Genomic DNA, 12,297 nt, shown 5'->3' on the forward strand with positions numbered 1-12,297 from the left:
ATCCCGGCGAAGGCCAGAAGTGCGATCCCGGCCTTCGCCGGGATGACGGCGTTATTTCCCCTGAAATTCCGGGGGAGAAGGGAAACCTACATGCAGCGCGCGAGGTCAGGACTGCCGACCACACGCGTGCCTACCTCTTCGCCACGCACGAAGGCCAGCGCCGCCTCGATCACTTCGGGGGCGTCGAGCACGCGGCGGTGGCCCAGGCCCTGCGTGGTGTGCAGCCGCGCGCCGGGCCAGTGCTGGGCGTAGCGTTCGCCCTCGCCCCACGGCACGTCCGCGTCGTCGAGGTCGTGCACGATCAGCGCGGGCTGGCCCAGCATGGGCAGCTTGCGTTCCACCCGCAGCTCGTCGATGTGCACACCGGTGCGCCGGTGCAGCCATGCGTAGAACGGCTGGCGCAGGTAGCCGGCCAGGTGCACGAAGCGGAAGAAGCGCCGCGTCGCCGCCTTCATGTCGGCGGCCGGTGCCACCAGGATCAGCTGCTCGGCACGCCACGCCTCGTCCTGCGCGAGGGTGACCGCGGCACCGCCGAGCGAGTGGCCGACCGCCAGCGCGGCGTTGCCGTAGTGCGCGCCGATCGCGCGGATCGTGGCGATGAATTCCGGCAGCGTGCACAGCTTGCCGCTGCTGTGGCCGTGGCCGGGCTGGTCGAAGGTGACCACGGCCAGGCCCTGCGCACGCAACTGCGCCACCCACGGCAGGAAGCGCAGGCCGAAGCTGGACCAACCGTGCGCCAGCAAGGCGTAGGGCTGGCTGGCGGGGTCGCCCCAGACGTAGGTGGCGATGGTTTCGCCGTTGACGTGCAACTCGCCGCGCTGCATCTCCGTGTCGCCCTGCGCCGCCTGTGCGCGGCTGCGGCTGCTGGCGAACGGAGTGGCGAACAGGCGCGCGGCACGGTTCACCGTGCGCTGCGGTGCGATCCGGCCGCCCAGCACGAAGCCGGTGCGCATGGTGGTGAGCTTGAGTCGGTCGATGACGGTGGACATGGGTCTCGCCTCAGGTTTGCCAGCTGCGCCACAGGCGCTCGAAGGCCGCTCGCGTAAGGCAGCCGGCTTCATCGAACCCGAACAGCCCGGCGTCGTGGTGCAGGCCGAGCATCAGGGCGTAGATCTCGAAGGCGAGCTGGGCGACGTCGGTGTCGCTGCGCAGGTGGCCCAGTTCGACCGCCTGCGCGATCGCCTTCTGCAGTTCGTCGCGCCAGCCGGCCTGCTGCCGCACCACGCCGTCGTGCAGCGCGCCGTCGCGGCCGTCGTATTCGCTGACGGCGGACAGCAGCACGCAGCCGCTCTGGTGCTCGCGGCCCCACTCGAACCAGTTCGCCACGATCGCGCGCAGCCGCGGCAGGCCGCGCGGCTGCTGCAGCGCCGGCAGCAGCACCCGGGTCACGAAGCGCTGGCGGCCGGTGCCGAGCACGGCCAGCTGCAGGTCTTCGCGCGAGCCGAAGTGGGCGAACACGCCGCTCTTGGACATGCCCACGTCCACCGCCAAGCCGCCGATCGACAGGCCTTCCAGCCCGCCGTTGCAGGCCAGCGCGTAGGCGTGGTCGAGGATGGTGTCGCGGGTGGCCGCGCGCTTGCCGGGGTGGGTTGCGATCGTCATGGCTGCATAAATAGCACGATCGTTCGTTCTATATCAAGCGGCAGTCACGCGGCCTCGGCAGACCTTGTAGGTATGCTTTGCCACTGCACGCCAAGGAGGATCCCGCATGAACATCCGCAACCTGAGCATCCCGCTCGCCACCGCCCTTCTGGCCGCCTGCGTCACCTCGCCGACCGGCCGCTCGCAGCTGATGATGGTGTCGGACAGCCAGATGAGCCAGATGGGCCTGAGCGCGTTCAACGACATGCGCAAGCAGGGCAAGTTCGTCGACGCGCCGCGTGAACGCGCCTACGCCACCTGCGTGTCCAACGCGCTGATCGCGGTGCTGCCGCCGCCGTGGAACGCCCAGCAGTGGGAGGTGCAGATCATCGGCGACGACACGGCCAACGCGTTCGCCCTGCCCGGCGGCCGGATCGGCGTGAACCGGGGCATGTTCAAGCTCGCCACCGACCAGGACCAGCTGGCGGTGGTGCTGGGCCACGAGCTGTCGCACGTGGTCTCGCGGCACGGTGCGGAGCGCGTGTCCGACAACATGGCGGCGCAGGCGGCGGTGGCCGCCGGCAGCATCTACGCCGGCACGCGCGGCAGCGACACCGGCAACGTCGCGGCGCTGCTCGGCGTGGGCGCGCAGGTGGGCATCCTGCTGCCGTTCTCGCGCACCCAGGAAAGCGAGGCCGACACGCTGGGCCAGCGCTACATGGCGCAGGCCGGTTTCGACCCGCGCGCGGCGGTGACGCTGTGGGACAAGATGGGTGCGCAGGGCGGCAGCAAGCCGCCGGCGTTCCTGTCCACCCACCCGTCTTCCGGCAACCGCGCGCAGGCGCTGGACCGGCAGGCGCAGCAACTGCTGCCGGTGTACCAGCAGGCGCGCGCCAGCAGCCGCGCGCCGAACTGCCGGCTGTAGGCGGGCCTGGCCGCCATCGCCGACTGAACGGGGGACGACGCCCCGTCAACTGCGCGCGCCGCTCCTCGTTTCCCGTCCCGCCTGCCGCGCCTTGCGGCGCTGACGGAGGACACCATGACCCAAGCACTCAAGCTGGCCCTGCTGGCTGGACTCGGCCTGACGTTCGCCGGCGCCCTGTATGCGCCGCCCGCTGCCGCGCGCACCCAGATGGCGGTCGGCATCAGCATCGGCGTGGCCCCGCCGCCGCCGCGTTTCGAACGGCTGCCGCCGCCACGCCGCGGTTACGTCTGGGCACCGGGCTACTGGCGCTGGAACCCGCACGCCCATCGCCACGTGTGGGTCGACGGCGGCTGGCTCCGGCTGCATCCGGGCCGCCACTACCGCCCGGCGCACTGGGTACGCCACGGCCAGCAGTGGCGTTTCCGGCCCGGTTACTGGGGTCGCTGAGCGCTCCATACGTCCGTGACTTGTTGCGTCGCGTCACCACCCTCGGGGGCGACGTACTAAACTTGTCGCTTTGATTCATCGCCCCGGCTCCGGTCGGGGCGATGAGTTTCAGGTGTTTTCATCACCCTCCGGCGGATTCCCGCGGTCTCTTCCGCCACCCTCTGTCGATGCCCACCGGCACCGTAAATCATGGAGTCACCGTTCCAATGATCTTTGAAACCATCGCCAACACGGGTCACGAAGAAGTCGTCTTCTGCCACAACAAGGACGCCGGCCTGAAGGCCATCATCGCGATCCACAACACGGTGCTGGGCCCCGCGCTCGGCGGTCTGCGCATGTGGCCGTACAAGACCGAGCAGGAGGCGGTGAACGACGTGCTGCGCCTGTCGCGCGGCATGACCTTCAAGAACGCCGTGGCCGGCCTGAACCTGGGCGGCGGCAAGGCGGTGATCATCGGCGATCCGAGCAAGGACAAGTCCGAGGCGCTGTTCCGCGCGTTCGGCCGCTTCGTCAACTCGCTCAACGGCCGCTACATCACCGCCGAGGACGTCGGCATCGACGTCAACGACATGGAATACGTGTTCCGCGAGACCGAGTACGTCACCGGCGTGCACCAGGTGCACGGCGGCTCGGGCGACCCGTCGCCGTTCACCGCCTACGGCTCGCTGCAGGGCCTGATGGCCGCGCTGCAGTTCAAGCACGGCAACGAGGACGTGGGCAAGTACAGCTACGCCGTGCAGGGCGCCGGCCACGTCGGCGGCGAGTTCATCAAGCTCTTGCGCGAACAGGGCGCCAAGGTGTTCGTCACCGACATCAACAAGGAAGCGGTGCAGCGCTGCGTGGACGAGCTGGGCTGCGAGGCGGTGGGCCTGGACGAGATCTACGACGTCGACGCCGACGTGTACTCGCCGTGCGCGCTCGGCGGCACGCTGAACGAGCAGACCATCGACCGCATCAAGGCCAAGATCATCTGCGGCCCGGCCAACAACCAGCTGGCCACCGACGCGATCGGCGACGAGCTGAACCGCCGCGGCGTGCTGTACGCGCCGGACTACGCGGTGAACGCCGGCGGCGTGATGAACGTGTCGCTGGAGATCGACGGCTACAACCGCGAGCGCGCGATGCGCATGATGCGCACGATCTACTACAACCTGGGCCGCATCTTCGAGATCTCCAAGACCGAGAACATCCCGACCTACAAGGCAGCCGACCGCCTGGCCGAGGAGCGCATCAGCGCGATCGGCAAGCTGAAGCTGTCGCACATGGGCAACGGCGGCACCCGTTTCCAGGGCCGCATGCGCGGACAGTAAGCCGCACCGATACGGGCAAGCCGGCCTTCGGCCTGCCCCCCGGTTTCAACCAGGGCCTGCCGCCACCCGCGGCAGGCCTTTGCTTATGCGGGGCGGTTGATCGAATAATCGCAGGCAAGGGGACCGAGGGTGCGCAGGATGATGATCTGGCTGGGCTGGGGATTGTTCGCACTGGTGTTGCTGGTGACCAGCGGGCTGCTGCTGGCCGACCGCCTGACCCCGCGCGCCACCGGCACACCGAGCACTGCACTGCCGCCGGAGCCGGCACAGACCCCGATCGACCGCGAGCTGGCCCCGTACCTGGCCGCGCACCCGGGCGAGACCGCGGCGACCCTGCTGCCCGACGGCCTGGACGCGTTCGCCGCGCGCGCCGCCTCCGCGCGCCTGGCCGGGCGCAGCCTCGACCTGCAGTACTACATGTGGCACGACGACCTGGTCGGCCACCTGCTGGCGCGCGAGGTCTACGCTGCGGCCGAGCGCGGCGTGCGCGTGCGCCTGCTGCTGGACGACATCAACACCCAGGGACTGGATCCGGCGCTGCTGGCGCTGGATGCGCACCCGAACATCGAGGTGCGCCTGTACAACCCGTTCCGCAACCGCCGCGGCGTGTGGCGTTTGCTGGAGATGGTGCAGCGCTTCTTCAGCGTCAACCACCGCATGCACAACAAGGCGTGGATCGCCGACGGCCGGATCGCGCTGGTCGGCGGCCGCAACATCGGCGACGAGTACTTTGACGCCAATCGCAGCGTGAATTTCCGCGACCTCGACATGCTGCTGCTCGGTCCGGCAGTGGCCGACGCCAGCGCGATCTTCGACGACTTCTGGAACTCCAGCGCCGCCGTGCCGATCGAGGCGCTGAACCCGCAGACGCCGGAGAACCTGCACAGGCTGGTGGCCGCGCTCGCCCACGAGTGCGCCGACGCCGCCGCGCAGGTCTACCTGGACCGGGTCGCTGCGTCGCCCTCGGCGCAACGCCTGGCCAACCGCGAACTGTCGCCACACTGGAGCGCGAGCATCACGGTGGCGTCCGATCCGCCGCTGAAGACGAAGGCCGCCGACCGCAGCGGCTGGCTGCAGCCGCGGCTGGCCGCCCACCTGGACGGCGTGCACAGCGAGGTGCTGCTGATCTCGCCCTACTTCGTTCCCGGCAAGCAAGGCACGGCGACCCTGCTTGGGCTGGCACGCGGCGGCACCCGCGTCGGCGTGGTCACCAACTCGCTGGCCGCCAACGACGTGCCCGCCGTGCACAGCGGCTACGAGCGTTATCGCCGGCAGTTGCTGGATGGCGGCGTGGGCCTGTTCGAGATCCGCCGCCGCGGCCCGGTCGCCACCCACGGCCTGTTCGGCAGCGGCGCCAGCCTGCACACCAAGGCGTTCGTGATCGACGGCGCGCGCGGCTTCGTCGGCTCGTTCAACCTCGACCCACGCTCGGCCAACCTCAACACCGAGATGGGCGTGCTGTTCGATGACGCCAGCCTGGCCCGCGACCTGCGCCAGGAATACCTGCGGCTGGCCATGCCGGAGCTGAGCTACCAGCTGCGCCGTGGCGCGGACGGCTCGCCGCAGTGGCTGGACCGCAGCGTGCAACCGCCGCTCGTGCTCGAGCACGAGCCCGAGGCCGGCTGGTGGCTGCGCACGATCACCCGCCTGATCAGCTGGCTGCCGATCGAATCGCAGCTGTAGGAGCGCACACGGGCCAGGCGGTGCGGCGTGCGCTAAAATCGCCGGTCTGCATCCAAGGAGTTCGCCATGCGTCCGTTTCCGCTCGGAGAAGACATCGACCTGCTGCGCGAGTCCGTGCATGCCTTTGCGGAAAAGGAAATCGCCCCGCGTGCCGACCGCATCGACCGCGACAACCTGTTTCCCGCCGACCTGTGGCGCAAGTTCGGCGAGATGGGCCTGCTCGGGGTGACTATCCCCGAGACCTACGGCGGCAGCGGCATGGGCTTCCTCGCGCACATGGTGGCGATGGAGGAAATCTCGCGCGCGTCCGGCTCAGTCGGCCTGTCCTACGGCGCGCATTCCAACCTGTGCCTCAACAACATCTTCCACAACGGCAACGAGGCGCAGCGTCGCAGGTACCTGCCGAAACTGTGCAGCGGCGAGCACGTCGGCGCGCTGGCGATGAGCGAGCCCGGCGCCGGCTCCGACGTGGTCGGCTCGATGAGCTGCAAGGCCGAGTTGCACGGCGACACGTGGGTCGCCAACGGCAACAAGATGTGGATCACCAACGGCCCCGACGCCGACGTGCTGCTGGTCTACATGCGCACCGCGCCGCGCCCAGCCGGCAGCCGCTGCATGACCGCCTTCATCGTCGAGAAGGGCATGCAGGGCTTCTCCACCGCGCAGAAGCTGGACAAGCTCGGCATGCGCGGCTCCAACACCTGCGAGCTGGTGTTCGAGAACTGCGAGATCCCCGCCGAGAACGTCGTGGGCGAGGTGAACGAGGGCGTGCGCGTGCTGATGAGCGGGCTGGACACCGAACGGCTGGTGCTGTCCGGCGGCCCGATCGGCCTGATGCAGGCGGCGCTGGACCTCACCCTGCCCTACGTGCGCGAGCGCAAGCAGTTCAACGCGCCGATCGGCACCTTCGAGATCATGCAGGCCAAGGTCGCCGACATGTACACCGCGCTGCAGAGCTCGCGCGGCTTCGCCTACATGGTCGCGCAACAGTTCGACAGCGGGGTGAAGTCGCGCATCGACCCGGCCGCCTGCCTGCTCAACGCCTCGGTCAACGCGGTGAAGGTGGCGCTGGAGGCGATCCAGTCGCTCGGCGGCAACGGCTACATCAACGAGTTCCCCGCCGGTCGCCTGCTACGCGACGCCAAGCTGTACGAGATCGGCGCCGGCACCAACGAGATCCGTCGCATGCTGATCGGCCGCGAGCTGTTCCACGGCAAGGCATGAGGAACATGCGCCGACAAAGGCATCGGCGCCGGCACACCGAACCGAATTCCGCCGCATGCTGATCAGCCGCGAGCTGTTCCACGGCAAGGCATGATGAACATGCGCCGACAAAGGCATCGGCACCGGCACACCGAACCGAATTCCGCCGCATGCTGATCGGCCGCGAGCTGTTCCACGGCAAGGCTTGAGGAACATGCGCCGACAAAGGCATCGGCGCCGGCACACCGAACCGAATTCCGTCGCATGCTGATCGGCCGCGAGCTGTTCCACGGCAAGGCATGATTCCGCCGCAATCGGAAAAGGCAAGGCCCGCACCATGCGGGCCTTTCTTCTGTGTGCACCGATGCGCTCAGAACGCCCAGCTGAAATTCACCGTACCCATCTGCGCCTGCTGGCGATCGCCGAAGTAGCGGTCGTAACCCAGTTGCAGGCTGGCGTGCGGTGTCATCTTCCAGTCCAGCGTGGTGCCGAGCATGCCGCCGTAACGCGACAGGCCGATACCCCCCACCGGGGCGAACTGGTTGATTCCGCTGAAGCTGGCATCGAATACCTCGCCGCGCATACCGAACGACTGCTGCCACAGCATGCGCCCCTGCAAGGCAAGGCTCCCGCCTCCGGCCAGCGCCCATTCGCGGGTGGCACGCAGACCCGCGCCGGCCTGCCAGCGCACCGTGCTCTGCGCCGCCGATTTCAGGCCAAAGCCGTATGCACCCAGCTCGTTGAAACCATCGCGCCGGATCTGCGCGTACTGCAGGTTCATGTACGGGGTGAGCTGCGTGCGGCCCAGGGCGAAGCGGTAGCCGCTTTCACCATAGGCCACGCCGTAGCGGCCATGGACGTCGCTGGCGACCCCGGCGAACTGGTTGCCCAATTGCAATTGGCGACGCATGGTCTCGCGATAGTTGCCGATGCCGAAGCGTCCCATCGTGTACCACGAGCCGCGGATCATGCCGCCATACAGCATGCCCTCCAGGGCGTGGCTGCGCCCTTGATCCGCACTCTCGGCCAGTCGTCCCAGCCCCTGGCTCTGGCTCAGTGCATAACCGGCGACGCCGTTGCCGCCGACGCGCAGATCCTGCCCGACCAGTGCGCCGCTGAGGTCGTAGCCGACGTGCTCGTAGCCGCCACGCGACATGCCGCCGTGATAGCCAAGACCCTGCGTCCAGGCCCCGGCCTGCGGTGCATCGAGCAGGCTGTCGAAACGGTCGGACAGCGCCCGCGTGCCGGCGTCGATCGCCTCGAAGGTCATCGCCGCACTGGCCGCATGCAACTGGCCGGAAAGGCTTTCCAGCGAATGCTGCGCCGCAGCCAATGAGGCCGACTGCTGTAGGCTGGCAGCACCCGCGACAAACGTCGTCGCCACCGGCGTGGCACCCGTGGCAGCCGTACCGGAGCCGAGCTGGGCATTGATCAGCCCGAACGCGCCGTCCACCCGCTGCGCAGCGCCATACGAAGCGGCGGTGTACGTCATGCCCTGCACCGCCGTAGCCTGTACCTGGGTCACGTCGAGCCATGCGCTGCTGGCGTCGTAGTTGAGCGTGGCATCGAGCAGGACGACGTTGCTCGCCTTGTTCAAGGCGCTGAACGTGCCGCTCAATCCGCCGCCAGCACTGAGCACATTGGTATGCGAATTGACGACGTAACCCGGGTTGGTGCCGATCACGTAGAGGTCGCCGCCGGCGAGGCTGGCCGTGCCGATGATTCGCAGCGACGAACCCAGCGATACCGCCAGTCGGCCATTGCCCTGCTGCACGTAGTTACCGCCCACGACGACGTCGCTGCCGACGGCAATGCCGCTGATTCCGAATACGCCGGCATTCGTGACATCGCCGAGAATGGTCTGTGCGCCGGCCAGCGTGCCGGCCGCCCCGATGCTGACGCTCCCGGCCAGTGACTTGGCGTTCAAGGTGCCGCCCTGCACCTGGGTCAGGCCGGTATAGCTCGCCGGCTGGATGAGATTGAGCGTGCCGCTACCCTGCTTGATCAGGCCGCCTGCACCATTGATCGGATTGCTCCAGTTGGAGGTGCCGCTGAAGTTCACCGTGACATCGCCCCAGTCGAACTTCATCGGCCCATTCACCGCGCGGCCCACGTTCAATTCGCCGTAACCGAACACGGGATCCGGACCGGTGGCACCGAGATCATCGGCGGTGCCGAGCAGGGTCTGCCGCACCAGGTCGTTGCTGAAGTACGGGAAGGCCTGCCACACCAGTGCGGCCGCGCCGGAAACCTCCGGCGCCGCGAACGAGGTGCCGCTGACCACCCAGTAGCTCGGGCTGACGCCGGCGACCGCGCCCTTGTCGCTGACGATCACATCGCCCGGTGCGGCGAGGCAATAGTTCATCGCCCTGCCGCAGGCGTTCGAGTAACTCGCCAGCTGGGTCGGGTGATTGCTGTCGACCGCCACCGCGACCAGCCAGCCCGGCCCCAGTTGCGGTGCCAGGCTGGGCAGGCTGGCGATGTCGCTGGGGTCGCTGCGGGAGTCGTTGCCGGCCGCGAACACCACCAGTCCGCCATGCTGCAGCACGAACGGCTCGTAGGCCTGCGCGAAGGCCTGGTTGATCGAGGCGTTGGTGGTGTCCCAGTAGATGCCGCCCCAGGAGTTGTTCATCACCTGCACGCCGGCGGTGATCAGGTCCGGGTTCAGGGTCTGCGCGAAGAAGGCCGCATCCGCGGCGGTGACCGCGTTGCCCTGACCCGAGCCATCGTCCTTCGGCGCCACGTCGCTGATGATGCGTGCCGAAACCAGGCTGGCAGCGGGTGCGATGCCGCCGGGAAACTTGTCGAACGCCCCGCCGGCGGCGATCTGCGAGACCCAGGTACCGTGGCCGACCACGTCGTCGATCGCCGTGTTGTTGGCAGTCGGGTCGACGTAGAGCAACTCCTGCTTGACTCGCCCGACCAGTGCCGGGTGGTTGCGCATGATGCCGCTGTCGACCACGCCGATGGTCACGCCCGCGCCGGTGTAGCCCAGGCTGTGCGCGGCGTAGGCGTTGGTGAGTGACAACTGGGCATCCAGTGGCGGCTGGCCGGTCGGCGTGCCTGGCGGCGGCGAACTCGGTACCGTCGGCGGTGGCGTCGGCTTGACGTTGCCGCCTCCACCGCAGGCACTCAATCCCAGTGCCATGGCCACCAGCCAGGCCATTTCGCGACGCCGCAAGCCCGAGTCGAGCATATTCATCAATTCCCCTCTCGATACCGTCAGACCCCATGCATCGCCGGCGCGACGGATACGCCGCGATGCTTCCCCGCCGCGCATCTTGGCACAACGAAAATCCAATGAAACGCGCGCAAATCCTCACGCCGCAAGGATTTGCGGCCGTTTGCCGAGTTTTGCGGCGGGCTGCGATAATTGCCCGGTTGTCTGTCAGGCGTTCGCGCCCCTCACGTCTCGCAAGCGGAGTTACCCATGTCGGATGTCAGCGTCGTCATCGTCGGTGCCAAGCGCACCGCCATCGGCTCCTTCCTCGGCCAGTTCACCGGCGTGCCCACCCCGAAGCTCGGCGCCACCGCGATTCGCGCCGCGCTGGAGCAGTCGGGCGTTGCCCCGGCCGACGTCGGCGAGGTGATCATGGGGTGCGTGCTGCCGGCCAACCTCGGCCAGGCGCCGGCACGCCAGGCCTCGCTGGGCGCCGATCTGCCGGCCGGCACCGGCTGCACCACGATCAACAAGGTGTGCGGCTCAGGCATGAAGGCGATCATGCTGGGCCACGACCTGATCAAGGCCGGCTCGGCGGCCATCGTGGTGGCCGGCGGCATGGAGTCGATGACCAATGCGCCGCACATGGTGCAGGCGCGCACCGGCATCCGCTACGGCGACGGCCAGCTGGTCGACCACATGGCCTGGGACGGCCTGACCAACCCGTACGACGGCAAGGCGATGGGCGTGTTCGGCGAGCTGTGCGCCGACAAGTACCACTTCACCCGCGAAGCGCAGGACGCGTTCGCGATCGAGTCGGTCAACCGGGCCAAGGCCGCGCAGCAGAATGGCGCGTTCGCCGGCGAGATCGTGCCGGTGACGGTGAGCGGCCGCAAGGGCGACGTGGTGGTCGACACCGACGAGCAGCCCGGGCGCTCCGACGTGGCCAAGATTCCCTCGCTGAAGCCCGCCTTCCGCAAGGAGAACGGCACGATCACTGCCGCCAGCTCCTCCAGCATCTCCGACGGCGCGGCCGCCGTGGTGCTGCTGTCGGCCGACGACGCGAACAAGCGCGGCCTGAAACCGCTGGCGCGCATCGTGGCGCACGCCACCCACTCGCAGGAACCGGAGTGGTTCACCACCGCGCCGGTCGGTGCGATCCAGAAGGTACTGGACAAGGCCGGCTGGAAGGTCGACGAGGTCGACCTGTTCGAAATCAACGAGGCGTTCGCGGTGGTGGCGATGACCCCGATGAAGGAACTCGGCATCCCGCACGCCAAGCTCAACGTCAACGGCGGCGCCTGCGCCCTGGGCCATCCGATCGGCGCCAGCGGCGCGCGCCTGGTGGTGACCCTGCTGAACGCGCTGAAGGTGCGCGGGCTCAAGCGCGGGGTCGCCTCCCTGTGCATCGGCGGCGGCGAGGCGACCGCGATTGCGGTGGAGTGCATCGACTGACGCCGATCCATGACCAGCGCGTGATATCCAGATGACGGCTGGATAAATCTGTTTTTAATACGCCCTGAAGCGCCACGACAAAGATGTGGCGCAATTACCGCGAAAGCGCTATTAATACACGGCCAAACGGCATTCCACGGCAAAGGAGATCCACCATGAAGTTTACGCGTACCCTACTCGCCGCCGCGCTCGTCGCGCTGTTGGCGGCATGCAGCAACGGCGCGCAGGATTCCGCGCAAGACGCCCAGAAGTCGGCGGACACCGCCCAGCAGGCGGCCGACACCGCGCAGAAGGCTGCTGCAGCGGCTCCGACTGAGGCTCCGGCTGCGGCTCCGGCCACCACCGCTGCCGCTCCGGCTGCGGCTCCGGCCACCACCGCTGCGACCCCGGCCGCCGCCACCACCGCTCCGGCCGCCGCCGCAGTCGACGCTGCCGCCAAGGCTGCCGACGCTGCCAAGGACGCCGCAGGTGCGGCCAAGGACGCGGCTGACAAGGCCAAGGACGCCGTGAAGGGTCATTGATCCCTTGCTGGT

The 12,297-nt window shown here is 68.5% G+C and carries 10 protein-coding genes; 7 read left to right on the forward strand and 3 right to left on the reverse strand.

The window, feature by feature from the left end; genetic code table 11:
• Window positions 1-86 precede the first annotated feature (86 nt).
• Together RHOOR87_RS0107430 and RHOOR87_RS0107435 are read right to left on the reverse strand one after the other, a co-directional pair.
• A complete protein-coding gene (locus RHOOR87_RS0107430; RefSeq protein WP_027484664.1) occupies window positions 87-989 on the reverse strand; it encodes an alpha/beta hydrolase in 903 nt (300 codons plus the stop codon).
• 10 nt (window positions 990-999) lie between these two features.
• The gene (locus RHOOR87_RS0107435) at window positions 1,000-1,602 is read right to left on the reverse strand and encodes a TetR/AcrR family transcriptional regulator (RefSeq protein WP_027484665.1); all 603 of its coding nucleotides are present in this window, start codon (window positions 1,600-1,602) and stop codon (window positions 1,000-1,002) included.
• A 106-nt stretch (window positions 1,603-1,708) separates the two neighbouring features.
• On the opposite strand from RHOOR87_RS0107435, the gene RHOOR87_RS0107440 reads away from it, so the two are divergent.
• From RHOOR87_RS0107440 to RHOOR87_RS0107460, 5 genes are all read left to right on the forward strand, one after another.
• The gene (locus RHOOR87_RS0107440) at window positions 1,709-2,506 is read left to right on the forward strand and encodes a M48 family metallopeptidase (protein WP_027484666.1); all 798 of its coding nucleotides are present in this window, start codon (window positions 1,709-1,711) and stop codon (window positions 2,504-2,506) included.
• Window positions 2,507-2,620: 114 nt separating this feature from the next.
• Window positions 2,621-2,953: a YXWGXW repeat-containing protein gene (locus tag RHOOR87_RS0107445; RefSeq protein WP_027484667.1), complete on the forward strand. Its 333-nt coding sequence runs from the start codon at window positions 2,621-2,623 to the stop codon at window positions 2,951-2,953.
• 206 nt (window positions 2,954-3,159) lie between these two features.
• Window positions 3,160-4,263, forward strand: coding sequence for a Glu/Leu/Phe/Val dehydrogenase dimerization domain-containing protein (locus RHOOR87_RS0107450; protein ID WP_007511915.1), 1,104 nt, complete (start codon window positions 3,160-3,162; stop codon window positions 4,261-4,263).
• Between the two features lie 138 nt (window positions 4,264-4,401).
• Complete coding sequence (locus tag RHOOR87_RS0107455; protein WP_027484668.1) at window positions 4,402-5,946, forward strand: phospholipase D family protein; 1,545 nt, start codon at window positions 4,402-4,404, stop codon at window positions 5,944-5,946.
• 66 nt (window positions 5,947-6,012) lie between these two features.
• Complete coding sequence (locus tag RHOOR87_RS0107460) at window positions 6,013-7,170, forward strand: isovaleryl-CoA dehydrogenase (protein WP_007511919.1); 1,158 nt, start codon at window positions 6,013-6,015, stop codon at window positions 7,168-7,170.
• Window positions 7,171-7,519: 349 nt separating this feature from the next.
• On the opposite strand, the gene RHOOR87_RS0107465 is transcribed toward RHOOR87_RS0107460, so the two are convergent.
• Complete coding sequence (locus RHOOR87_RS0107465; protein WP_027484669.1) at window positions 7,520-10,351, reverse strand: S8 family serine peptidase; 2,832 nt, start codon at window positions 10,349-10,351, stop codon at window positions 7,520-7,522.
• Window positions 10,352-10,579: 228 nt separating this feature from the next.
• Between RHOOR87_RS0107465 and RHOOR87_RS0107470 the strand changes: the two genes are divergently transcribed.
• The gene (locus RHOOR87_RS0107470) at window positions 10,580-11,764 is read left to right on the forward strand and encodes an acetyl-CoA C-acyltransferase (RefSeq protein WP_007511923.1); all 1,185 of its coding nucleotides are present in this window, start codon (window positions 10,580-10,582) and stop codon (window positions 11,762-11,764) included.
• A 155-nt stretch (window positions 11,765-11,919) separates the two neighbouring features.
• Window positions 11,920-12,285, forward strand: coding sequence for a hypothetical protein (locus RHOOR87_RS0107475; protein ID WP_007511924.1), 366 nt, complete (start codon window positions 11,920-11,922; stop codon window positions 12,283-12,285).
• Window positions 12,286-12,297 lie beyond the last annotated feature (12 nt).

It is taken from the genome of Rhodanobacter sp. OR87 (assembly GCF_000473345.1).
Lineage (GTDB): Bacteria > Pseudomonadota > Gammaproteobacteria > Xanthomonadales > Rhodanobacteraceae > Rhodanobacter > Rhodanobacter denitrificans.

Coding starts and splice junctions, on each gene's coding strand:
- RHOOR87_RS0107440 (WP_027484666.1), top strand. CDS start 1,709: ATGAACATCCGCAACCTGAGCATCCCGCTCGCCACCGCCCTTCTGGCC.
- RHOOR87_RS0107435 (WP_027484665.1), bottom strand. CDS start 1,602: ATGACGATCGCAACCCACCCCGGCAAGCGCGCGGCCACCCGCGACACC.
- RHOOR87_RS0107470 (WP_007511923.1), top strand. CDS start 10,580: ATGTCGGATGTCAGCGTCGTCATCGTCGGTGCCAAGCGCACCGCCATC.
- RHOOR87_RS0107430 (WP_027484664.1), bottom strand. CDS start 989: ATGTCCACCGTCATCGACCGACTCAAGCTCACCACCATGCGCACCGGC.
- RHOOR87_RS0107445 (WP_027484667.1), top strand. CDS start 2,621: ATGACCCAAGCACTCAAGCTGGCCCTGCTGGCTGGACTCGGCCTGACG.
- RHOOR87_RS0107450 (WP_007511915.1), top strand. CDS start 3,160: ATGATCTTTGAAACCATCGCCAACACGGGTCACGAAGAAGTCGTCTTC.
- RHOOR87_RS0107475 (WP_007511924.1), top strand. CDS start 11,920: ATGAAGTTTACGCGTACCCTACTCGCCGCCGCGCTCGTCGCGCTGTTG.
- RHOOR87_RS0107455 (WP_027484668.1), top strand. CDS start 4,402: ATGATGATCTGGCTGGGCTGGGGATTGTTCGCACTGGTGTTGCTGGTG.
- RHOOR87_RS0107460 (WP_007511919.1), top strand. CDS start 6,013: ATGCGTCCGTTTCCGCTCGGAGAAGACATCGACCTGCTGCGCGAGTCC.
- RHOOR87_RS0107465 (WP_027484669.1), bottom strand. CDS start 10,351: ATGAATATGCTCGACTCGGGCTTGCGGCGTCGCGAAATGGCCTGGCTG.